The sequence below is a fragment of the Xylanibacter ruminicola genome (assembly GCF_900142525.1).
GTDB lineage: Bacteria > Bacteroidota > Bacteroidia > Bacteroidales > Bacteroidaceae > Prevotella > Prevotella ruminicola_A.
In genome coordinates this window covers 23,810-46,884 of the sequence record NZ_FRBD01000011.1, presented here as the reverse complement: position 1 = coordinate 46,884, position 23,075 = coordinate 23,810, and the positions used below count along the sequence as shown (strand labels likewise).

At 42.8% G+C, this 23,075-nt stretch carries 18 protein-coding genes and 4 tRNA genes; 15 read left to right on the top strand and 7 right to left on the bottom strand.

From position 1 onward, the window contains the following. Positions 1-30: 30 nt before the first annotated feature. The 12 genes from carA to BUB86_RS08155 all read left to right on the top strand — a co-directional run bounded on the left by carA (position 31) and on the right by BUB86_RS08155 (position 10,577). Positions 31-1,104 carry a glutamine-hydrolyzing carbamoyl-phosphate synthase small subunit gene (carA, locus tag BUB86_RS08210; RefSeq protein ID WP_073208203.1) on the top strand — a complete coding sequence of 358 codons (1,074 nt, stop codon included), beginning with the start codon at positions 31-33 and terminating at the stop codon, positions 1,102-1,104. A 12-nt stretch (positions 1,105-1,116) separates the two neighbouring features. Then, positions 1,117-4,344, top strand: a complete 3,228-nt coding sequence (carB, locus tag BUB86_RS08205) for a carbamoyl-phosphate synthase (glutamine-hydrolyzing) large subunit (RefSeq protein ID WP_073208200.1) — start codon at positions 1,117-1,119, stop codon at positions 4,342-4,344. A gap of 121 nt (positions 4,345-4,465) precedes the next feature. Beyond that, positions 4,466-5,608, top strand: coding sequence for a hybrid sensor histidine kinase/response regulator (locus BUB86_RS08200; RefSeq protein ID WP_073208197.1), 1,143 nt, complete (start codon positions 4,466-4,468; stop codon positions 5,606-5,608). Then, entirely contained in the window at positions 5,609-6,736 is a 1,128-nt protein-coding gene (nspC, locus tag BUB86_RS08195; protein WP_073208194.1) for a carboxynorspermidine decarboxylase, read from the top strand. Between the two features lie 154 nt (positions 6,737-6,890). Then, a tRNA-Gly gene (locus BUB86_RS08190) sits at positions 6,891-6,963 on the top strand. Between the two features lie 51 nt (positions 6,964-7,014). After that, a tRNA-Leu gene (locus BUB86_RS08185) sits at positions 7,015-7,096 on the top strand. A 23-nt stretch (positions 7,097-7,119) separates the two neighbouring features. Continuing rightward, positions 7,120-7,206, top strand: a tRNA-Leu gene (locus BUB86_RS08180). Positions 7,207-7,224: 18 nt separating this feature from the next. After that, a tRNA-Gly gene (locus tag BUB86_RS08175) sits at positions 7,225-7,297 on the top strand. Between the two features lie 42 nt (positions 7,298-7,339). Then, entirely contained in the window at positions 7,340-7,882 is a 543-nt protein-coding gene (locus BUB86_RS08170; RefSeq protein WP_073208189.1) for a hypothetical protein, read from the top strand. A gap of 32 nt (positions 7,883-7,914) precedes the next feature. Beyond that, positions 7,915-8,277: a single-stranded DNA-binding protein gene (locus tag BUB86_RS08165; protein WP_073208185.1), complete on the top strand. Its 363-nt coding sequence runs from the start codon at positions 7,915-7,917 to the stop codon at positions 8,275-8,277. Further along, complete coding sequence (gene gldE / locus BUB86_RS08160; RefSeq protein ID WP_073208182.1) at positions 8,249-9,559, top strand: gliding motility-associated protein GldE; 1,311 nt, start codon at positions 8,249-8,251, stop codon at positions 9,557-9,559. Before BUB86_RS08165 ends, gldE begins: the two co-directional genes overlap by 29 nt. Before the next feature lie 76 nt (positions 9,560-9,635). Then, positions 9,636-10,577, top strand: a complete 942-nt coding sequence (locus BUB86_RS08155) for a D-alanyl-D-alanine carboxypeptidase family protein (RefSeq protein WP_081373166.1) — start codon at positions 9,636-9,638, stop codon at positions 10,575-10,577. On the opposite strand, the gene BUB86_RS08150 is transcribed toward BUB86_RS08155, so the two are convergent. The 3 genes from BUB86_RS08150 to BUB86_RS08140 are packed head-to-tail and all read right to left on the bottom strand — an operon-like array spanning position 10,553 to position 14,345. Further along, entirely contained in the window at positions 10,553-11,263 is a 711-nt protein-coding gene (locus tag BUB86_RS08150) for a M15 family metallopeptidase (RefSeq protein ID WP_081373165.1), read from the bottom strand. The genes BUB86_RS08155 and BUB86_RS08150 overlap by 25 nt on opposite strands. Positions 11,264-11,281: 18 nt before the next feature. Beyond that, positions 11,282-13,471, bottom strand: coding sequence for a sodium-translocating pyrophosphatase (locus BUB86_RS08145; protein WP_139261523.1), 2,190 nt, complete (start codon positions 13,469-13,471; stop codon positions 11,282-11,284). 49 nt (positions 13,472-13,520) lie between these two features. Then, positions 13,521-14,345, bottom strand: coding sequence for a hypothetical protein (locus tag BUB86_RS08140; RefSeq protein ID WP_073208176.1), 825 nt, complete (start codon positions 14,343-14,345; stop codon positions 13,521-13,523). A 109-nt stretch (positions 14,346-14,454) separates the two neighbouring features. Between BUB86_RS08140 and BUB86_RS08135 the strand changes: the two genes are divergently transcribed. The 3 genes from BUB86_RS08135 to dnaB are packed head-to-tail and all read left to right on the top strand — an operon-like array spanning position 14,455 to position 17,887. Further along, entirely contained in the window at positions 14,455-15,729 is a 1,275-nt protein-coding gene (locus BUB86_RS08135; protein WP_073208173.1) for a replication-associated recombination protein A, read from the top strand. Between the two features lie 25 nt (positions 15,730-15,754). After that, the gene (locus BUB86_RS08130; protein WP_073208171.1) at positions 15,755-16,369 is read left to right on the top strand and encodes a trimeric intracellular cation channel family protein; all 615 of its coding nucleotides are present in this window, start codon (positions 15,755-15,757) and stop codon (positions 16,367-16,369) included. A 9-nt stretch (positions 16,370-16,378) separates the two neighbouring features. After that, positions 16,379-17,887, top strand: a complete 1,509-nt coding sequence (gene dnaB, locus BUB86_RS08125; protein ID WP_073208169.1) for a replicative DNA helicase — start codon at positions 16,379-16,381, stop codon at positions 17,885-17,887. A 35-nt stretch (positions 17,888-17,922) separates the two neighbouring features. On the opposite strand, the gene BUB86_RS08120 is transcribed toward dnaB, so the two are convergent. The 4 genes from BUB86_RS08120 to BUB86_RS08105 form a co-directional block, all read right to left on the bottom strand. After that, the gene (locus tag BUB86_RS08120; RefSeq protein WP_081373164.1) at positions 17,923-19,539 is read right to left on the bottom strand and encodes a serine protease; all 1,617 of its coding nucleotides are present in this window, start codon (positions 19,537-19,539) and stop codon (positions 17,923-17,925) included. 79 nt (positions 19,540-19,618) lie between these two features. Beyond that, on the bottom strand, positions 19,619-21,286 hold the full coding sequence (recN, locus tag BUB86_RS08115) for a DNA repair protein RecN (protein ID WP_073208165.1): 1,668 nt from the start codon (positions 21,284-21,286) through the stop codon (positions 19,619-19,621). A gap of 8 nt (positions 21,287-21,294) precedes the next feature. Next, entirely contained in the window at positions 21,295-22,167 is an 873-nt protein-coding gene (locus BUB86_RS08110; protein WP_254795127.1) for a DUF4835 family protein, read from the bottom strand. A gap of 32 nt (positions 22,168-22,199) precedes the next feature. Then, positions 22,200-23,057: a 3'-5' exonuclease gene (locus BUB86_RS08105; protein ID WP_073208159.1), complete on the bottom strand. Its 858-nt coding sequence runs from the start codon at positions 23,055-23,057 to the stop codon at positions 22,200-22,202. Positions 23,058-23,075: the final 18 nt, after the last annotated feature.

Below are 23,075 nucleotides of genomic sequence, written 5' to 3'. Positions count from 1 at the left end.
AAAAGAAATAAGATATAATAAAGGAAAAATATGAGAGATGTAACACTTGTCCTTTCGGACGGAACAAAATTTCACGGCAAGAGCTTTGGTAGCGAGAAAGCCGTAGCTGGCGAAGTGGTGTTCAATACAGCAATGATGGGTTATCCCGAATCGCTTACAGACCCCAGCTATGCCGGACAATTGATGACACTTACTTATCCGTTGGTTGGTAATTATGGTGTACCACCATTCACTATTGAACAGAATGGCCTGGCCACATTTATGGAGAGCGACAAGATTTATGCTTCTGCTATTATTGTTAGCGATTATAGCGAGGCCTATTCACATTGGAATGCTAACGAGAGTCTTGCAGATTGGCTTAAGCGTGAGGGAGTTCCCGGCATTACCGGTATTGATACACGCCAACTAACAAAGGTACTTCGTGAGCACGGAGTTATGATGGGACAGATTATCTTTGACGATGAGCCAGAGAATATTCCATCAGCAGAATACGAAGGCGTTAACTGGGTTGATAAGGTTTCATGTAAGGACGTTGTTCGTTATAATGAGGGTGCAGGACGTAAGGTTGTTCTTGTTGATTGTGGCGTAAAGAATAATATCATCCGTTGCCTCATTAACCGTGATGTTGAGGTTATCCGAGTTCCTTGGAATTACGACTATACAGACATGCAGTTTGATGGACTTTTCCTTGCAAACGGTCCTGGCGATCCTGATATGTGTGTAGATGCTGTTGAGATCTTAAAGAAGCAGATGTCTGCATCGCGCAAGCCAATCTGTGGTATCTGTATGGGAAACCAGTTATTAGCAAAAGCGGGCGGAGCCACCATCTATAAACTTAAATATGGTCACCGCTCACACAATCAGCCAGTTCGTGAGGTTGGCACAAATCGTTGTTACGTAACTTCACAGAATCATGGTTATGCAGTTGATGCAAGTACACTAGGAAACGATTGGCGTGAATTGTTTGTCAATATGAATGATGGCTCTAATGAAGGTATTCGCCATCTTTCACATCCTTGGTTCTCTTCTCAGTTCCACCCAGAGGCTTGTTCAGGTCCTGTTGATACAGAATTTATGTTTGATCGCTTTATTGAAACCCTCTAATAATTGATAGATATGAAAGATAATAGTATAAAGAAAGTCCTGTTACTTGGTTCAGGTGCATTGAAGATAGGCGAAGCCGGTGAGTTCGACTATAGTGGATCTCAAGCCCTTAAGGCTCTTCGCGAAGAGGGTATTAAAACGGTTTTGATTAACCCGAATATTGCTACAGTTCAGACCTCTGAGGGTGTGGCTGATGAGATTTATTTCCTTCCTGTTCAGCCTTATTTCGTAGAAAAGGTTATAGCTAAGGAGCGTCCTGATGGTATTCTGTTGGCCTTTGGTGGTCAGACAGCATTGAACTGTGGTGTTGAACTTTATCAGAGTGGCGTACTCGAAAAGTATAATGTCAAGGTTCTAGGTACACCTGTTCAGGCTATCATGGATACTGAGGACCGTGAGCTCTTCGTAAAGAAGTTGGATGAGATTGGTGTAAAGACCATCAAGAGTCAGGCTTGCGATAATATTGAAGATGCCCGTAAGGCTGCTGCATCACTTGGCTATCCAGTCATCCTTCGTGCAGCTTATGCACTTGGAGGTCTGGGCTCAGGTTTCTGTGATAACGAGGAAGAGCTTAACAAACTTGCAGAAAAAGCTTTCGCTTTCTCTCCACAGGTATTGGTTGAGAAGTCTCTGAAAGGATGGAAGGAAATTGAGTACGAGGTTGTTCGTGACCGCTACGATAATTGTATCACAGTATGTAACATGGAGAACTTCGATCCACTAGGTATCCATACTGGTGAATCAATTGTAATTGCTCCATCTCAGACACTTACCAATTCTGAATATCATAAGTTGCGTGCACTTGCCATTAAGATTATCCGCCATATCGGTATTGTGGGTGAGTGTAATGTACAGTATGCTTTCGACCCTCAATCAGAAGATTACCGAGTTATTGAGGTTAATGCTCGCTTGAGTCGTTCTTCGGCTTTGGCTTCTAAGGCTACAGGTTATCCATTGGCTTTCGTTGCTGCTAAGTTGGGTATGGGTTATGGACTGTTTGAGCTTAAGAACAGCGTAACAAAGACTACCAGTGCATTCTTCGAGCCTGCACTCGACTATGTGGTTTGTAAGATTCCACGTTGGGACCTCTCTAAGTTCCACGGTGTAGATAAGGAACTTGGTTCTTCAATGAAGTCGGTAGGTGAGGTTATGGCTATCGGACGTAACTTTGAGGAGGCTATCCAGAAAGGTCTGCGTATGATTGGTCAGGGCATGCATGGATATGTTGAGAATAAGGAATTAAAGATTACCGATATCGATGCAGCCCTGCGCGAGCCAACCGATAAGCGTATCTTTGTCATCTCGAAGGCTATGCATGATCCTCAGTATGATATCGACCGCATCCACGAGCTGACAAAGATTGATAAGTGGTTCTTGCAGAAACTGAAGCACATCATCGACATTGATGAGCAACTGAAGAAGCAGAATATCAATACACTTGATAAGGATCTTCTTCGCCAGGCAAAAGTATATGGATTTACTGATTTCCAGATAGCTCGCGCCATTGGTCTTGAGGGTGAAACCCGCAATATGCACGAGGCACTTCTGTTGGTGCGTAATCGCCGTAAGCAATTTGGCATCCTACCTGTAGTTAAGCAGATAGATACTCTTGCAGCTGAGTATCCTGCACAGACTAACTATTTGTATGTTACATATAGTGGTGTTGCAAGCGATATTAAGTTCGAGGCCGACAAGAAGTCTATCATCGTTCTTGGTTCAGGTGCTTATCGCATCGGTTCGTCAGTAGAGTTCGACTGGTGCGGAGTTCAGGCTTTGAATACCATCCGTAAGGAAGGCTGGCGTTCGGTTATGATCAACTACAACCCTGAGACCGTTTCAACCGATTACGATATGTGTGATCGTCTTTACTTTGATGAGCTAACATTCGAGCGTGTTCTCGACATTATCGATATGGAACAGCCTTATGGTGTGATTGTTTCTACTGGTGGTCAGATACCTAATAATCTAGCAGTCTACCTTGATGAGCAGCACGTTAACATCCTTGGTACCCAAGCTGTTGATATTGATGGAGCCGAGGACCGCGCTAAGTTCTCACAGATGCTTAACGAGATAGGTGTTAATCAGCCAGAATGGAGTGCGCTCACCTCTATGGAGGATATTGATAACTTCGTAGATCGTGTTGGATTCCCGGTTTTGGTTCGTCCTTCATATGTGCTCTCTGGTGCAGCCATGAACGTATGCTCAAATAAGGAAGAACTTGAGAAGTTCCTGCAGCTTGCTGCAAATGTCTCTGAGGATCATCCAGTCGTAGTATCTAAGTTCATCGAAAATGCCAAAGAGATTGAAATGGATGCTGTAGCCAAGGATGGCGAGATTATGGCTTATGCCATCAGCGAACATATCGAATTTGCAGGTGTTCACTCTGGCGATGCCACAATACAATTCCCACCACAGAAACTATATGTAGAGACAGTTCGCCGTATCAAGCGTATCTCTCGTCAGATTGCCAAAGCACTACATATCAATGGTCCCTTCAACATTCAATATATGGCTCGCGAGAACGATATCCTTGTTATTGAGTGTAACCTACGTGCTTCTCGCTCATTCCCATTTGTAAGTAAGGTGCTCAAACTCAATCTGATTGATTTGGCCACAAAAGTAATGCTTGGCTTGCCTGTAGAAAAGCCGGAGAAGAATCTCTTTGATCTCGACTATGTTGGAATTAAGGCTTCTCAGTTCTCGTTCAACCGTTTACAGAAGGCCGACCCTGTTCTTGGCGTAGATATGGCATCAACTGGCGAGGTTGGTTGTATTGGAGACAATACTGATACTGCATTACTTAAGTCTATGCTTAGCGTAGGCCATCGCATTCCCAAGAAGACAGTCCTGCTGTCAACAGGTTCAGCCAAACAAAAAGCAGAGATGATTGATGCTGCACGACAGTTAGTTGAAAACGGCTACGAACTTTATGCCACAGGTGGTACTTCAAAGTATCTTACCGACAATGGTATCCAGAACACTTTGGTACATTGGCCATCTGAGGATGCCCAGCCTCAGGCACTAGACCTACTTCACGAACATAAGATTGATATGGTGGTGAACATCCCGAAGAACCTTACCACCCACGAGCTGACAAACGGTTATAAAATCCGCCGTGCAGCTATCGATCTTAATGTACCTCTTATTACCAACAGCCGTTTGGCAAGTGCATTTATCCATGCATTCTGCACGGTTGGTATCGAGGGTATTGGTATCAAATCATGGTCAGAATATAAGTAGAAATAGGCATTATAAGCCCTAAAATGCAAAAAAATGGTGTAATAATTTGGTAATTTCAAATTATTGCACTATTTTTGCAACCATATAAAACGTTTTATAAGTGCATTACTAGCTAAAAGTTATGGATGTAGCAGACACTCTCGAGTCCAAAATAAATCGCAGTGAGTATAAGATACTTATTGTAGATGATGTTGTGAGCAATGTTTTGTTGCTTAAAATATTACTCACTAACGAAAAATTCCAAGTTATTACCGCAAACAATGGTACTACCTGTATAGAACAGGCCCGTAAAGAGCATCCCGATCTTATTCTTCTAGATGTAATGATGCCGGATATCAGTGGTTTCGATGCAGCTGTAGTTTTAAAAAAGGAAGAGGACACCAAGGATATTCCTATCATCTTCCTTACGGCTTTGAATACACCTCAGGATCTAGTTCATGGATTCCAGGTTGGAGCAAGTGATTTCCTTACTAAACCTTTTAATAAGGAAGAGCTAGTTATGCGTGTTATGCAACAGATTTCTCTTGTTGCCGCCAAGCGTATCATCGAGCAACAAAATGCCGAACTGCGTGCCACACTTAGCAACCGTGACAAGATGTACTCGGTTATCGCACATGATTTGCGTTCACCAATGGCCAGCATACGTATGGTGCTCAATTTGGTTGTGGCATCAGCTACCCCTGAGACTGTTGGCCCCGAACTTTACGAACTCCTAGATAAGGCCAATCGTGAATCTGAAGAGGTACATGATTTGCTTGATAATCTTCTCAAGTGGACAAAGAGTCAGACAGGACGCCTAACAGTGGTCATTCAGGATCTCGATTTAAATGATATTGTTCCTGGTGTTGTTGATATTTTCGAGATGATAGCTCAGACAAAGCATATCAAACTTGATTTACAACCGTCGCCCGAAAGCCTCATCGTTACAGCTGATAATGATATGCTTAAGACAGTTATGCGAAATTTCCTTTCTAATGCTATCAAGTTCTCACCAGAGAATTCTAGTATTGAAATTAAAATGGGAGTTATGGGCGATTTTGCAAAAATTAGCGTTACCGACCATGGCGTTGGAATAGCAGCCGAACGACTTGGCTCTATTTTTAAGAAAGGTGATACCACATATGGCACAGGTGGTGAAGAAGGTTCAGGTTTAGGACTTCAGCTTTGCCAGGACTTTGCCCGTAAGAACGGTGGAGATTGTTATGTAGAATCAGTCGAAGGACAGGGTAGTACTTTTAGCTTTACTGTACCATTAAAGAAATAAATGAATACACCTATTTATATTATAGAAGAAACAAAGCTTCGCCGTAACCTCGCTCTAATTAGTGAAGTTGCGGCGAAAGCCGATATAGAGATTATTCTTGCTTTCAAAGCATTCGCTCTTTGGAAGACGTTCCCAATTTTCCGTGAGTATATTAATAGCACAACGGCAAGTTCACTTAGTGAAGCGCGTTTAGCGTTTGAAGAGTTTAAGGCTCCCGCACACACCTATTCGCCTGCCTATACAGAGGATGAGTTTCCTGAGATTGTTAAGTGCTCATCTCACCTCACGTTTAACTCGTTATCGCAGTATGAGCGATTCCACTCACAGGCCCAGTCTGTTTCTATAGGCCTACGTGTAAATCCTGAATATTCCGAGGTTGGAACCTTATTATATAATCCTTGTGCTCCTGGCACTCGCTTTGGTGTTACTGCCGACAAACTGCCAGAGGAATTGCCTTCTGATATTGAAGGTTTTCATTGTCATTGTCATTGTGAGAGTGGGGCAGATGTGTTTCAACGAACTTTGGTTCATATAGAAGAGAAATTTTCCAAATGGTTTCCACAACTAAAGTGGATAAACTTTGGCGGAGGACATCTTATGACCAGAAAAGACTATAATGTTGATTTGCTAATCAAATTGATGAACGATTTCCATAAACGTTATCCATGGCTAAAAATTATTCTTGAACCAGGAAGTGCATTTGCATGGCAAACTGGTCCACTTTTATCACATGTTGTCGATATTGTTGAAGATAAAGGTATTCGTACAGCAATTCTAGATGTTAGTTTTACATGTCACATGCCTGATTGTCTCGAAATGCCATACATGCCAGAGGTTCGTGGTGCAGAAATTGTCGAGCCCGAAGATCAAAAATGTAATTCACAGTTTGTTTATCGTCTCGGTGGTAATTCATGTTTGAGTGGTGATTTTATGTCATCATGGCGTTTTGATCACGAATTAAAAATTGGCGAAGAAGTTATTTTCGAGGATATGATTCATTATACAACTGTTAAAACTTGTACTTTTAACGGAATTTCACATCCTGCAATAGGTATGCTTCACTCAGATGGAAAATTGGAGATTCTACGCCATTTTGGGTATGAAGACTACCGAAATCGCATGGATTAGGGCCACATTTGTCAAAAAACTCGATAAAATCGCACTTTTTTGAAAAAAAACGCCCGAAAATTTTGTCAGTTTCAAAAAAAGCATTACCTTTGCATCCGCAATCGAGAGAGGTTGCTAAGACAAGCAAAATATAAAGCAAGTCTTGATGCAAAATGCGGAAATAGCTCAGTTGGTAGAGCACAACCTTGCCAAGGTTGGGGTCGCGGGTCCGAGTCCCGTTTTCCGCTCACTTGTTGAACAAAAAAGAGACATTTAGGAATGGCCTAGATGATAAAAATGCCCAGGTGGCGGAATTGGTAGACGCGCACGTTTCAGGTGCGTGTGCCGCAAGGCGTGCAGGTTCGAGTCCTGTTCTGGGCACTCTTTTTTATTCAGCGTATGTTGGAGAGGTGGCGGAATTGGTAGACGCGCTACTTTGAGGGGGTAGTGTCAATTGCGACGTGGGAGTTCGAGTCTCCTCCTCTTCACCATTTTTAATTTGAAATTTTGCGGAAATAGCTCAGTTGGTAGAGCACAACCTTGCCAAGGTTGGGGTCGCGGGTCCGAGTCCCGTTTTCCGCTCTATTTTATAAGGAAACCACATCTTTTTCAAAAACAAAAACAATGAATTTATATTTAAGATATTTTGATAAGGAAGTACTCGTGTATACTGTCGACGAGGCTATTGATTTTTTACGTTCAATCGAAGATATAGAAATGACCCCGCTGCTTGAGGCTGATATCCGCGAATATGTTGCTAGCGATGTATATTATCCTAAACGCTATAAGGTTCATCCACGAGTTTATTTCATTATAATCAAAACAGAAGCTAAAACAATGCAGGATTTTAAGGATAAGAAAGCTGTTCACGAGATAGATACTGTACAGCCTATATCTAAAGCTACACCTGCTGTTATACGTCTCAATGAAATTAATGATGGCTGGTACGAAGGTATCGTCGATTTTAAACGAGTTCTCCTTGTTCCTGGTACCGGTAAATTCCAGTATCGAGATACTCAGTTCGTTGCCCGTCTCAAAGCGATTTCAGGTATGGAGTGCTACGAGCGCATGATTGATTATCTTCGTGAACGTGTTGACGATCGCAGTCAATTCCCATCACCTAAAGGTAAGAATTTCAAATTCCGTTACCTAGGAAAATGCAAATAATATAGTGTGTCCATCATCTAAATGCTTTTATTATGAATAAAGTAATGCTTATCGGCAATGTGGGACAAGAGCCAGAAATCAAATATGTTGATCAGGGGGTAGCCGTGGCTCGTATACGATTGGCCACCACTGAACGAGGATATACACTTCAAAACGGTACTCAGGTACCTGATCATACCGATTGGCATAATGTAATTTTATGGCGTAGATTAGCTGAGATTGTCGAGAAGTATGTACATAAAGGCGATAAGCTTTACATAGAAGGACGTATACGTTATACGACTTACGACGATAAGCAAGGACAACGTCGATACGCCACTGAGATATGGGCTGATAATATGGAAATGCTTTCACCAAAATCAGAAAATGGATTATCTTCAACCGCTACTGAGTGAAGTAACTGTCAATGTTCCTACATGGGGACCATTGATAGCTATTATTATAGCAGCAATTTTACTTATATTCTCTGGCTTTGCTTCGGGGTCTGAGATTGCATTTTATTCGCTTACGCCCACTGATTTAAGTGAATTGGATGTCGATAAAAACGATTCTGATCGTAAAATAACACAATTACGCCAGGATTCCGAACGCACATTAGCGACCATCTTAATAACAAATAATTTAGTCAACGTAACTATTATCATGTTATGTAACTATTTCTTTGCCAATATCATTGATTTTGGTGAAGCTTATTGGTTACAGTTTATTGTTATTACTGTTTTATTAACTTTTTTGTTGCTACTATTTGGCGAAATAATGCCTAAAGTATATGCAGGTCAACGAGCTCTTTTCTTCTGTCGTCACGTTGCAGGCAGTATAATGGTACTTCGTAAGATCTTTTATCCGCTTTCATCTGTTCTTATTCGCTCTGGTATTATTGCCGAGAGAGTGGTGCAGATGGAAAACCATGCTTTATCTGTCGACGATCTTGAACAAGCCCTCGAACTTACCGATGAAGACGAACTCAAGGATGAGAAAAACATGCTTGAGGGTATTGTGCGATTTGGTGATGAAACTGCAAAGGAGGTTATGACCTCCCGTCAAGACGTTGTTGATATAGATTTTTCATTACCATTCTCTGATGTATTGAAATGTATCGTAGAAAACAATTATTCGCGTATACCAGTATATCAGAATACAATCGATAATATTCGTGGAATTCTTTATATTAAAGATCTTTTGCCACATATTTCTAAACCGGCCAACTTCCGTTGGCAGTCGCTTATACGTCCACCATATTTTGTTCCAGAGACTAAGAAAATTGACGATCTTCTTCGCGAATTTCAGGCAAATAAGGTACATATAGCCATCGTAGTTGATGAATTTGGAGGTACTAGCGGAATCATAACCCTCGAGGATATACTTGAAGAAATCGTTGGTGAGATTAATGATGAATATGATGAAGAAGAGAAGACTTATACTCGTATAAATGCTAATACATACATTTTTGAGGGTAAGACATTATTAAGTGATTTCTATAAGATTCTTGATATTGATGACGAAATATTTGATGATGTAGAGGGAGATGCCGACTCATTGGCAGGATTGTTGCTAGAAATAAAAGGTGACTTCCCTGAGTTGCATGAGCATTTAGACTATAAGAACTTTACTTTTGAGCCAACAGCAATAGATGGCCATCGTATTTCTAAAATCAAGATTATTATCCACGAACACTAAAACACCTCTGATAATACTATTTTTGTACAGAGATGATATTAATGTTACTTCTGCTCAAAAATAAGAAAATACCAAAATGAAAAAAATATATATTGTATTATTTATGATGATGCTGACAACAATGTTAGCATCATGTGGTTTACAGAAAGAATCTAAACCATACAAAACACCTGAACAGATACGTTTAGAAGAAATAAGTCGCTTGGACACCATAGAATTGTTGATGATAGTTAACCCTGATACAATAGAGGGACACCATAAACTCGACTCATTAACCGCTGATGCTTGGATACTTGTAGATGATACTACAGGTATCGTGATTTCAGCCAAAAACGCATATTGCAAGCGATATATGGCTTCAATTACAAAGATGATGACAGCATTGTTAGCACTTGAGAATGGTACAATGACTGACACTATCGAGATAACCAAGGATATGTATATTAATAAAGATAGTCGTGTAAAACCAGGCTACGCTTTCCTGATGGAAGACCTGATAACAGAAATGATGATGATAAGTGACAATGACGCCGCCTATGCATTAGCTAAGCATGTGGCTGGCGACACGTTGTCATTCTATGACATGATGAACCGCAAAGCTATGTATTTAGGGATGGATAGCACTCACTTTGCCAATCCTAACGGTATGCCTAACGATAATAACTTCAGCAGTGCTGCCGACCTGATAAAGCTAGCAAGATACTGCATGCGTGATAGCGCCTTTGCCGCCATAGTTGGTACTGCCGAAAAACAGATACCAATGATGGACGGTCGACATCTGGACTGCCGCAATAGCAATGCGCTGATACATACCTACGAGGGGTGCACAGGAATAAAAACAGGTTTTACACGCCAAGCTGGATACTGCCTAGCATCACAGGCTACACGCGACGGAATAACACTAACATTAGTGCTATTGAACAGTCGAAGTTTCAGAAGCAGGTTTGTGGAATCAGCAGTTATACTTGACTACGGATTCAGGGTAATGCAGGCTTACAAGCGGAACTCGAAGTGCTGATAATCTTTCATAGTGCGCCAAGTGCCCCCCCAGCTGAATCCGTGCTTGATAAATAGCTTATAGCAGAGATCACTGGTAGTGATTTTATAAGGGAAGTCGGCCTTGCGGTCAACGTAAGGCTTGCTTGTAGCGGGCTCTACTATCTGACTACCATCCTTCTTGCTGTTCCTGACATAAGGATTATAAAGTGGATTGATATCAATGGCCAATCCACGTGCATGTTTCGACAGTTTTTTTGACCCCGACACGTTACGATAGCAGAAGCAGCTGGTGTTGTTAGCTCGCATCTGCCGTTCGTCGTCGGCTCCATAGTTATCGGGCAGGCGCATCTGCTGGATAGGGTAGTGGGCGCGATACAGTTCGCGAAAGATGGTTATCAACTTATCGGCAATCAACTTGTTGCAAATGAGTTCTCCCACATGAGTGCGGCCCTCAAGGTCGTAATGCGATATACGCAGATAGCGCAGGTCGGCCCGGCTAATGTAAGGATTATCGTGCCAGGTGCGGCCCTGCATGGTTGCCCACACACTATCGGGAATAGCTTGAGAAAAAAAGGTCTGACCTTGTGCACTGAGCGTGCAAAGCAGAAATAGGATTAATGAACACGAAGATACGAAGATGCGAAGTTTTTTAATACACTTAGCACTGACCTTCGTTTCTTCGTTTCTTCGTGTTTTGTTTCTCATTATAATAATTTTTTTTGATTACATAAATGCTACGGTAAGACCTGCCATGACGATGCTAACCATCGACATGAGTTTGATCAGAATGTTGAGTGATGGGCCTGAAGTATCTTTGAATGGGTCGCCAACGGTGTCGCCAACGATGCAGGCCTTGTGGGCAAACGAGCCCTTACCACCATAGTTACCCTCTTCGATATTCTTCTTGGCATTATCCCATGCACCGCCGGCATTGGCCATGAACACAGCCAGGGTAAAGCCTCCAGCCAGACCGCCAACCAGCAATCCGAGTACACCTGCCACACCAAGCACGCAACCCACGATGATAGGAATGATGATGGCTAGTACGGATGGAACTATCATTTCGTGCTGAGCAGCACGGGTTGAAATCTCAACGCAACGACCATAATCGGGAGTGCCTGTACCCTCAAGGATGCCAGCAATCTCGCGGAACTGGCGACGAACCTCTTGTACCATCTTTTCAGCTGCACGACCCACAGCTTCCATCGTCATACCACAGAACAAGAAGGCGGCCATAGCACCGATAAAGGCACCAACCAGAACCTTAGGATTCATGAGGTTGACCTGGAAGAAGTTCATGAAGTCTGGAATATTTGCATCGGCAGCCGAGATTACATCGCCTTGCAGATTCTCCATTGCAACATTAGCTCGGGCCATAGCAATTTTGATTTCCTCAATATAAGATGCCAGCAGTGCTAGAGCAGTGAGAGCAGCCGATCCAATGGCAAAACCCTTACCAGTGGCAGCAGTGGTATTTCCAAGAGCATCGAGAGCATCAGTTCGGTGACGAACCTCCTCGCCAAGACTCGACATCTCAGCATTTCCTCCAGCGTTATCAGCTATAGGACCATAAGCATCGGTAGCCAATGTGATGCCAAGAGTTGACAACATACCTACAGCAGCAATACCAATACCATAAAGACCGTGAGCCAACGATTCGGATGACATAGAAAGATCGAACCCGTTAGCACAAAGGTAGCTGAGCATAATGGCAACACCAATAGTAATAACAGGTATACAAGTAGAAATCATACCTGTGCCAATACCCTTGATGATAACGGTAGCCGCACCTGTCTGTCCAGCCTCAGAAATCTGTTGGGTGGGTTTGTAAGAGTGAGAAGTATAATATTCGGTGGCCTGACCGATAATCACGCCAGCAGCAAGTCCAGATATTACTGAGAACGAAAGTCCGAGCCAATTCTCGATACCAAGCAGATACAGAATGACAAAGGTAGCTGCCGCTATGAGCACAGCACTGACGTTAGTACCAACAGAGAGTGAACGTAGCAAATCCTTCATGGTAGCTCCCTCCTTTGTACGAACCAGAAATATGCCTAACAGAGAGAGGAATACGCCAACAGCAGCAATCAGCATTGGAGCAATAACAGCTTTAAGCTGAATATCGAGTCCTGCTACACCAAAGGCTGCAGCACCAAGAGCAGCAGTACTGAGCACAGATCCACAATAACTCTCATAGAGATCAGCACCCATTCCTGCCACATCACCCACATTATCACCTACGTTATCGGCAATCGTAGCAGGATTACGTGGATCATCCTCAGGGATATCGGCTTCAACCTTACCAACGATATCGGCACCAACATCAGCCGCCTTGGTATAGATTCCGCCACCAACTCGAGCAAACAGTGCCTGGCACGATGCACCCATACCAAAGGTAAGCATGGTGGTGGTGATAGAGATAAGGCCATCGGCATCGAAGTGATTAAGCACAATGAACCAGATAGCGATATCGAGCAGACCAAGACCTACTACGGTGAGACCCATAACAGCGCCAGAACGGAAGGCAATCTTCAAACCTGCATCAAGACTCTCGCGGGCAGCATTAGCTGTGCGGGCAGAGGCATAAGTTGCTGTCTTCATACCGAAGAAACCTGCCAAGCCAGAGAAGAAACCGCCTGTGAGGAAGGCGAATGGAACCCAGGGGTTCTGGACATTAAGTCCGTAGGCCATAAAGGCAAACAGTACACAGAGCACCGCAAAAACAATGCCTACGACCTTGTACTGCTGCTTGAGATAAGCCATTGCACCTTTGCGCACATAGAGCGCAATCTCTTTCATTCGTGGCGTACCCTCGTCAGCCTTCATCATCTGAGTGAAGAAGTAATACGCCATGCCTAGTGCCACAATCGATGCGACGGGCACTAGCCAGAAAACGTTGGGAATCATCATAATAGGTTTTAGTTTTATTGGATTTGTTGATTAGGAAATATCGCTCATTGGATTACTCCTCAGAGAAGTCGATGAGCTCAGCAGCCTCTTCATCTTCTTCGCCACCAAGATCCATCATCGTAGAGTAGTTGTCCTCAGTGATATCATCGTCGTTTGGACCATCTACCTCCTCATCTTCTTCATCGTGCGAACTATAGTTATCTTCAACAACTACGTCAGAGTCATCGTCCTCTTCGTTAAAATCATCGTCACCATTCTTAATCTGCATACGCAGTTTAATTTCTTCGGGTTTAAGTTTAGCGAAAATCGCTTCAACCCATCCACCCTTGGCAACTTCAAGTACTTCATAACCATCTTCAACTTTCTTTTCATACATACCACCTTTCTTATGTAGGCGATCCTTAGGCAGAGTTGTTGTCGATATGTCAAAACCACTCTGAATGACGTCTTGAACTGACTGTGACAAAGAATCCCAGCCGCCACCAAAGTTACGATCAATTACCTCGAGCAGCTGTGTTGCTGTGATGTGACGAATATTCTCATAAGTAAGGTCCGTTACGCGCGAAATTGGGCGTTTCTTAATAGCCCAGATAAACTTCATGCTATCATCAAACTTAATGACTGCGACCTTATATCCACGAGCCTCAAAACTTTTACGAATTGGAGCAGAATCTTCTCGAAGATCCTCGACGAAGAATGCACTTTTGAAAATCTGAAGGTAGTGCTTAACATTTTCCTTTACTTCAGCATCCTTACATGCAGCCTCCCACATACGGATAACATCGTTTTCTTGGATATCCCAAACACTACTCTTTGTTACACTCTTAATTGATAATGACGGATTACTTTCCGGTTGTTGTTGTTTTGTTCTTGCCATATTATTCTACTAATTTTTGTGCAAATGTAACCACTTTATTTTTTATTAGCAAGTTTTTAGCTATTATTTTTTGTAAATTTCGCAATTTAACGTAACTTTGTGCCCGAATATGGCACAACCACTGGCTGAAAGACTACGTCCTCGCACATTAGATGAGTATATTGGACAAGAACATCTGGTAGGCGAAGGAGCAGTTCTGCGTAAAATGATTGACGCAGGACGCATACCGTCGTTTATACTTTGGGGCCCCCCAGGAGTGGGCAAAACAACACTAGCTCAAATCATTGCCAACCGATTAGAAACACCTTTTTACACATTATCTGCTGTAACAAGCGGAGTAAAAGATGTACGCGATGTGATTGAGAAGGCGCAAAAGGGCAGATTCTTCAACGAAGCATCACCTATTTTATTTATAGATGAGATTCACCGCTTTTCGAAATCGCAGCAAGACTCGCTGCTAGGAGCGGTAGAAAAGGGTATAGTAACGCTGATAGGCGCTACTACCGAGAACCCATCTTTCGAGGTTATCAGACCGCTTTTGTCGCGCTGTCAGCTCTATGTTCTGAAATCGTTGGAAAAGGACGACCTGCTGAAATTGATAGATAGAGCCATACACTGCGATGCCATACTGAAGGAACGGAACATCACACTTCAGGAGACCAATGCTATGCTTAGATACAGCGGAGGAGATGCGCGTAAATTACTGAATATCTTAGAATTAGTTGTAGAAGCTGAAGCAGAAGATGAGGTATTGATAACCGATGAAAAGGTGGTAAATCGGCTGCAGCAGAACCCGTTGGCATACGATAAGGATGGCGAGATGCACTATGATATTATCTCAGCTTTCATCAAGAGTATACGTGGTAGTGATCCTGATGCTGCATTATATTGGCTTGCCCGTATGATTGAAGGGGGCGAAGACCCGCAATTCATTGCACGCCGACTAGTTATAAGCGCTAGCGAGGATATTGGATTGGCAAACCCCAACGCATTGCTCCTAGCAAATGCTGCATTTGACGCTGTGATGAAGATAGGATGGCCAGAAGGCAGAATTCCTCTGGCCGAGGCTACAGTATATCTGGCCACTTCTCCAAAGAGTAATAGTGCATATCTAGGCGTTGACACTGCACTCGAATTAGTACGCCGTACAGGTAATCAGCCTGTGCCACTGCCAATTAGGAATGCTCCTACTAAATTGATGAAAGATTTAGGTTATCACGACGGGTATAAATACCCACACGACTTTGCCGGTCATTTTACTCCTCAGCAATATATGCCCGACGAGTTACAAGACGAACGCATTTGGCACGGACAGCATAACCCAACTGAAGAGAAAATGTATCAACGGATGGTAAATTATTGGGGAAAAAGATACGAGGATTAAAAATATAGATATAAGAATTTAGAGAGTGGAGCAAGGATTCATTATAGGTATAATAGAACTGCTGGGTACGTTTGCCTTTGCCATTTCGGGTATTAGACATGCGGCCGCCAAGCATTTCGATTGGTTTGGAGGTTATGTATGCGGGGTTGCTGTTGCAATCGGTGGCGGTACTATTCGCGACGTAATGTTGAGTACTACACCATTCTGGATGACTAACCCTATATATTTAATATGTACTGCAGTAGCCCTGATAACTGTTGTGGTATTTGGAAAATGGATGGAGCCGTTAAAGAATGCGTGGTTTGTGTTCGACACATTGGGTCTGGCGCTTTTCACCATAGCGGGAATACAGAAGAGTCTAGCTTTCGGTCAGCCTTTCTGGGTTGCCATTATCATGGGTTGCATTACGGGCTCAGCTGGTGGCGTTATCCGCGATGTACTGCTTAACAATGAGCCTGTAATATTTCATAAAGAGATTTATGCTATGGCTTGCGTTATAGGCGGTATAGCGTATTGGGGACTTGCAGAATTAGGCATGCCTGCAGAGGTTAGTGCAGGAATAAGCTTTGCCGTTACCTGCCTGATACGTTTCTTGGCAGTTCGTTACCACTTGTCTCTTCCTGTGCTAAAAGAAAAATAATAAAAATATATGGCAGAACAAACAAATAATAGAAGAAAAAAGGCCACACAGCCACTTGATCCTAGTTTGGGGCATCTGCAGCCGCAGGCTACTGATATAGAAAGGGCTGTACTTGGTGCACTAATGATTGATAAGGACGCATATGCGATAGTGTGTGAAATATTGCGCCCTGAAAGTTTCTACGAACCAAGAAACCAGATGGTATATACAGCCATCCGTGACTTGAGTATGGAGGAGAAACCTGTTGATATGCTCACAGTTGCCGACATGTTGGCAAAGATGGGCAAATTGGAACAGGTAGGCGGCCCAGGATATATAGCAGAACTCAGTTCTGGCGTTGCAACTTCTGCAAATATCGAGTATCACGCTAATATTATAGCACAAAAATCGCTGGCACGTCAGCTTATTTCGTTCGCAAGTTCAATACAGACGAAAGCTTTTGACGAAACAATCGATGTAGAAGATCTCATGCAGGAGGCTGAAGGTTCGTTGTTTGAACTGTCTCAGCACAATATGAAGAAAGACTATACTGCTATCGACCCTGTTATTGCACTGGCAGTAAAAGGAATACAAGATGCAGCCAAGAACACAGATGGACTTACAGGTGTATCAACAGGATACTTTAAGCTTGATGATATTACTAGTGGTTGGCAACCTTCCGACTTGGTAATTATTGCAGGACGTCCTGCGATGGGTAAAACATCGTTTGCTTTGTCGATGGCCAAAAACATAGCTGCCGACCTACGTACACCTATGGCTTTCTTCTCTCTTGAAATGTCAAACGTTCAGCTAGTTAACCGATTGATTTCGAATGCGTGCGAGATTCAAGGTTCTAAGATTCTGAACGGACAACTGCAACGAGACGAGTGGGAGAGACTGGATAAGAATATCAATAACCTGCTGGGAGCACCTTTGTATGTTGACGACACACCAGGTCTATCGGTATTCGAACTAAGAACAAAGGCACGCCGACTAGTTCGTGAGCATGGCATTAAACTGATTATGATTGACTATTTGCAGCTGATGAATGCAAATGGCATGCGATTCAGCAGCCGACAGGAAGAAGTTTCAACTATTTCACGTTCACTTAAAGGTCTTGCCAAGGAACTGAACATTCCTATCTTAGCACTTAGTCAGCTTAACCGTGGCGTTGAGAGTCGTGAAGGCCTTGAGGGTAAGCGCCCCCAATTGTCCGATTTGCGTGAATCAGGAGCTATCGAGCAGGATGCGGATATGGTATTATTCGTGCATCGTCCAGAGTATTATCATATTTATCAAGATGATAATGGTCGCGACTTGCATGGCATGGCCCAGATTATCATTGCCAAGCATCGTAAAGGTGCAACGGGTGATGTCTTACTTACATTCCGTGGTGAGTTTACACGCTTTGAGAATCCTGAAGACAAGACCGTTGATAATCGTGCTCCAATAGGCGGAGGAGAAATTATAGGTTCGAAAGTTAATGGTGAAGACAATCCATTACCACCACCAATGGAAGATGGACCACTACCATTCTAAATAAAAAATCTCTCCCTGATTGGGGAGAGATTTTTTTATTTATATTTCTCTATTAGCTTATCAGCTTGAAGATTTCCCAATTCTTTTGCCTTTTGCAAATTGGCTATTCCCTCTTTCTTGTTTCCTTTAAGGCATTGGGCAACACCTAAGAACAGGTAACCGTCGCTATCGTTAGGATCTACAGTAAGGCTTTCTTTAGCTGTAGCAATAGCCTTGTCATATAATCCTACGCGAACCTCTAGAGAAGCTTTTTCAGCATAATAGAATGACTCCTTAGGATTCATCACGATGGCACGAGTAATATCGTTTAAAGCCTGCTGATAAAGTCGTCCCTCAACTTCAGCTTGATGACGGATATAATAGAAGTTATCATTAATGTTTGCCATCATCAGTTCCTCGTAATCGTTCATATCAGCTACTGCCTCACGATACTTCTTAGCCTGCATACGAGCCTGAGCACGAGCCCATAAATAGGGAGCAGCCTCCTTGAGATAAGGCTTGGTAAAACAATTCATTGTACTATCAAGTAGGGCCAGCATCGCTGTCGAATCCTTAAGCATTTCTTTACAACGTGCTGCACTGAAATACAATTCAGGCCCGTTAAGATTGCTACTGGTAAGCTGCATGAAAATATCATAAGCCTCGTTGTATTTCTTCTGTCCGAATAGGATGTTTGCCTCCAGTTGGCGATACGTGGGCTGTGGATTAAGGGTGTAAGCCAGGCGAATCTGTTCAAGAGCCTTATCCAGCGACCAACTGTCGTAAGGTTTATCAGCCCGGAAAAGATTCTTGTTATAAATCATGCGCGCATAATTATAATAAATATCATCTTTCTGGGTAGAATTCTTGATAGCAATCTCCATATTGTTCTCGGCAGCAGCAAAATCATTCTCGTTTGCCTTCAACTGGGCACGATACAGATATCCATCTGCTGCCTTTGGAAACTTCTGAATGAAATCTTCAACAAGACTAGCATAGGTCGCAGAATCCTGACGACTGCTGGCCATGTATAGAGCCAACACTGCATCTTTGATGTTATCAGGTAACTCCTTTTTGATTTTAGTCAGTAGCAGTGTTGCCTCATTCATTCCAAAACCAGATATTTTGAGTGAATCAGCAAAACGCGCACTAACAGCATAGTTAAGTGTATCTTTATCATTGGCAGGCTGTTGCATCATACCCACAACCTCACCGGCCTGATTAATTAGCGGTGTACTTACGGTATTGGCAGGCATTGTCATTGCTATGGTATAATACTCGTATTCTTTCTGAAACGTCTCTGCCTTGCGAACAGTTCCCACAGGAACATTCTTCACTTCGTGATAAGGTAATAACCAAACTTGTGAGCCAACAGGAGTTGTTGTCGAACTAATAATGAGTGGCTGCGTTTTGCCGCTTACACGGAATTTAACCACATCATACATATCATTAACACCAACAATACTTACTACAGGTAGCTCCTTACCGGTGGCATCTATAACCACGGCTCGCGATGCACCCTTGAATGGCGTGTAGTTACTAACAGCATCACCATTAGCACTGGTAAAGAAACCATTGCTACTACCGATGAGAGAGCCGTCATCGGCAAAGGTCTTCAGAGTGAATACTGATTTTGTTGCCTTCTTCACCCAACTTGGCTGAGACTTTGCCATTAAGGGCAAGAAGAAGAAAAGTAAGAGTATAATTTTTATCCATCTAACAAAAAAATCCTTGTTCATCGAAATATTGTTTTTAATTTGTTATTGTTTTGAGTAATTCTTTTGCATTCTGTATGGCGGCTTCTGATATATCACTACCACTAAGCATTTGGGCTATCTCACGTACACGTTCTTTATCATCAAGCTGGCGCATCTTACTTGTTGTCCCACTAGCTGTTTCATTTTTCTCTACTTTATAGTGTACAGAACCAAGTGCAGCAATCTGTGGCAGGTGCGTGATACTGATAACTTGTCGCCCATGACCACCCATCTCTTTCATAATCTGAGCCATCATTTCTGCAGTCTTTCCGCTGACACCGGTATCAATCTCGTCAAAGATGATTGTCGGTAGCTTTACAGCACCGCTGATCATGGCTTTAAGTGAAAGCATAACACGAGCTATCTCTCCTCCCGATGCTACCTGAGACACAGGTTGGAGTGGGGTAGAGGTATTGGCGCTGAAGAGGAACGAAACCTTATCGGCACCATTTGCACCAAGTTCAATAGGATTGAGCTGTATACTAAACCTTACATGTGGCATTCCTAATGGAACCAGTCGCTTCTGCATTTCTAACTCAATTGTCTTTGCTGCTTTTGCGCGTAGATTTGTCAGTGTATCAGCCTCCTTACGTGCCTGAGTCTCTAACTCATGCCTACGTGCTTTGAGAGCATCCAACGATTCATCGCCATTTTCAATCGCCTCCAATTGCAGATGTAACTCATCGCGCTTAGCAATCAGTTCTTCTACTGTATCTACGTGGTACTTTTTCTCTAATTCGTAAATTCTGTCCAAGCGATTATTTACTTGATCAAGTTCTGCTGGATCAAAGTCAACCGATTCAAGAAGACTGCTAATCTCCTGACTGATGTCCTTCAGGTCGATATAGCTGCTATCAATACGCTCTACCAGCTCACTTACTTCTGGATAGACGGATTCAATGCTACGCAGTGCTGATAGCGATGTACGGAGCGACTCTATCACACCAACTTGTTCGGCCGACAGAGCATTATCTGTAGTATAAAGAGCACTTTTGATATCCTCAGAGTGTTCCATCGTCTCGCTACGTTGCTCCAGTTCTTCTTGCTCACCTTCCTGCAGATGAGCATTCTCAAGTTCCTCAAATTGGAAATGCAGAAAGTCACGGTTTTCTCGATTACGCTCTATGGCAAACATCATTTCTGCCAATTCCTTTTCTGCCTTCTGATATTCAACATAAGTATGTTGATACTTTGCCAGTTGTGCAGCATCATTAGCAATAATGTCTACAACCTCCAGTTGAAAGTCTTGTTTGTTCAATAACAGATTCTGATGCTGCGAGTGAACATCCATAAGTTGGTCGCCAAGCTCCTTTAGCATCGACAGTGCCACTGGCGTATCGTTGATAAAAGCACGACTCTTTCCTGCTGCAGTTAGTTCTCGACGTATGATACAGTCGTCGGCATCATATTCTATATCGTTCTCGTCGAAGAACGGCTGCAGATTGTAGCGCGACAGATCGAAGTGTGCTTCGATAATACACTTGTCTGCACCTTGCTTGATAGTTTTTGAATCAGCACGCTGACCTAACAATAAAGCAATGGCACCAAGTATGATACTTTTACCAGCTCCAGTCTCGCCGGTTATAACCGAGAATCCCTCATAGAGCGAGATATCGAGCTCGTCAATCAGCGTAAAGTTCTTAATATATAAATGCTTAAGCATAATAGTTACTATTTGATGATTTGTTCCCAACTATTGTTTTGCGATGCGTTTAACCCCATCAGCATATCATATATGCGTTGCTTCTCTTTCTGAGTACCTTTACCTTTATAGATGTTTGCCAACTCATCTTTCTTGAAGTCTGTCCATATCTGCGGCAATAAGCTTAGAGGTTTGTCGGCGTGAGCCTTTTGCAAATCATTTTCTAGTGCATCAGTTATTTCTGTTCTGCCTCTTTCAGCATTATTAGCCATCTCGTCAAGACCTTTTCGGTAATAATCATACTGTAACTGCCTGAATGATTTCATTGCCTCGTCGAGATAATCATTGATGACCGCAAAGCGGTTACGGTTATCCTCAAACGATTTCCATCCAGCAAATCCCAGATTCTGAGCATTATTTACTAACACCATACAGCGTTGTAGTACATCAGTACCCCCCATCGGTGAAAAACTATCCAGGTCGAGCCCTATAATCAGCATAGCGTAGTAGGCTAGGAGAGCTGTCAGCTGATTGTCGACATTCTCTTCGGTAAAGTTCAGTTGGTCGAACTGTTGGAAATCAAAGTTAAAATTGGCATCTCTATTATTATATAAGGTAGAGTTATATGCCGAATTGTATACAGGACGATTAGCTTGTATAAGCGCTGTACACTCAAAACGGTTTTCGTCACGCAGATACTTGTTAACGGTAATGCTGATAGTAGCTTGGATACGCTCGTTCTGCTGGAACTGTAGTTCAGTCCATGTGCGTTCATTAAGAAACTGTTCCATAGTCTGTTGCAGATTTTCGAACACACTGGCATCAGTTCCTTGAATCTGGCTATGATTAATATTAACTTTAACTTGCAGTTCCTGAGCATTAATTCCAAGAACTGCAAGCATAAGTATTGTTATTAATAAAGCCTCTTTCCTTATCATCCGTTAAGTTTTGATTCACGCAGACGGATTCTGGTAAGTACCTGTTTGGTGTTATAGGTAAAGTCTCCAGCAAGAATCCAGCTATAGTAACCGGGATCTATGTGCAACACGTCGGCAACAGGAATGCCTTTGTGCTTACCAAAATTAAATACTTCGGTAAGTTGGGGATTACCATCAGCATCGAGTAGGGGATTACCATTACGGTCTTTTACCTCACCCCATACAATACGACCAGCAAAGTCTACGTTATTATTAACACGTGAGAACTCGGCCAGCTTCGTCATATCGTTCTCCAACACCTTTTCTGGATCCTCATTGGCACCAGGAGCATACTTATCCAACTCACCCATCAGTACGCGATATGTAGCCTCGGTATCCTGATCGGCACGATGTGCTTCGAAATCATCTTCCATTTTGCGGCCACAATAGAACTTATATGCTGCTGCCAGATTACGACGCTCCATTTTATGAAAGATGGTTTGAGCATCAATCATCTTGCATTTACTGAAATCAAAGTCAATGCCAGCACGCAGAAACTCTTCAGCCAGCAAAGGAATATCAAAATGATTTGAATTAAAACCTGCGAAATCACATCCTGTGAATTTCTCGGCTAATACGGCACCTAACTGCTTAAAAGTTGGCTTATCCTTTACATCCTCGTTTGATATACCCGTTAATTGAGTAATAATAGGCTCAATGGGCTTCTCAGGGTTAACCAACTCATTTCCACGTTCCTCGCGTCCGTCGGGATAAACTTTAATATATGATATCTGGATAATACGGTCCTTAACCAAGTCAAGTCCCGTAGTCTCCAGGTCAAATATAACCAGTGGTTTAATAAGATTCAGTTTCACTTTCTCTTCCTCTCCACT

Excerpts from the sequence above, each read along its gene's own strand:
- carA (WP_073208203.1), top strand. The coding sequence starts at position 31 with ATGAGAGATGTAACACTTGTCCTTTCGGACGGAACAAAATTTCACGGC.
- carB (WP_073208200.1), top strand. The coding sequence starts at position 1,117 with ATGAAAGATAATAGTATAAAGAAAGTCCTGTTACTTGGTTCAGGTGCA.
- BUB86_RS08200 (WP_073208197.1), top strand. The coding sequence starts at position 4,466 with ATGGATGTAGCAGACACTCTCGAGTCCAAAATAAATCGCAGTGAGTAT.
- nspC (WP_073208194.1), top strand. The coding sequence starts at position 5,609 with ATGAATACACCTATTTATATTATAGAAGAAACAAAGCTTCGCCGTAAC.
- BUB86_RS08170 (WP_073208189.1), top strand. The coding sequence starts at position 7,340 with ATGAATTTATATTTAAGATATTTTGATAAGGAAGTACTCGTGTATACT.
- BUB86_RS08165 (WP_073208185.1), top strand. The coding sequence starts at position 7,915 with ATGAATAAAGTAATGCTTATCGGCAATGTGGGACAAGAGCCAGAAATC.
- gldE (WP_073208182.1), top strand. The coding sequence starts at position 8,249 with ATGGATTATCTTCAACCGCTACTGAGTGAAGTAACTGTCAATGTTCCT.
- BUB86_RS08155 (WP_081373166.1), top strand. The coding sequence starts at position 9,636 with ATGAAAAAAATATATATTGTATTATTTATGATGATGCTGACAACAATG.
- BUB86_RS08150 (WP_081373165.1), bottom strand. The coding sequence starts at position 11,263 with ATGAGAAACAAAACACGAAGAAACGAAGAAACGAAGGTCAGTGCTAAG.
- BUB86_RS08140 (WP_073208176.1), bottom strand. The coding sequence starts at position 14,345 with ATGGCAAGAACAAAACAACAACAACCGGAAAGTAATCCGTCATTATCA.
- BUB86_RS08135 (WP_073208173.1), top strand. The coding sequence starts at position 14,455 with ATGGCACAACCACTGGCTGAAAGACTACGTCCTCGCACATTAGATGAG.
- dnaB (WP_073208169.1), top strand. The coding sequence starts at position 16,379 with ATGGCAGAACAAACAAATAATAGAAGAAAAAAGGCCACACAGCCACTT.
- BUB86_RS08120 (WP_081373164.1), bottom strand. The coding sequence starts at position 19,539 with ATGGCAAAGTCTCAGCCAAGTTGGGTGAAGAAGGCAACAAAATCAGTA.
- recN (WP_073208165.1), bottom strand. The coding sequence starts at position 21,286 with ATGCTTAAGCATTTATATATTAAGAACTTTACGCTGATTGACGAGCTC.
- BUB86_RS08110 (WP_254795127.1), bottom strand. The coding sequence starts at position 22,167 with ATGCTTGCAGTTCTTGGAATTAATGCTCAGGAACTGCAAGTTAAAGTT.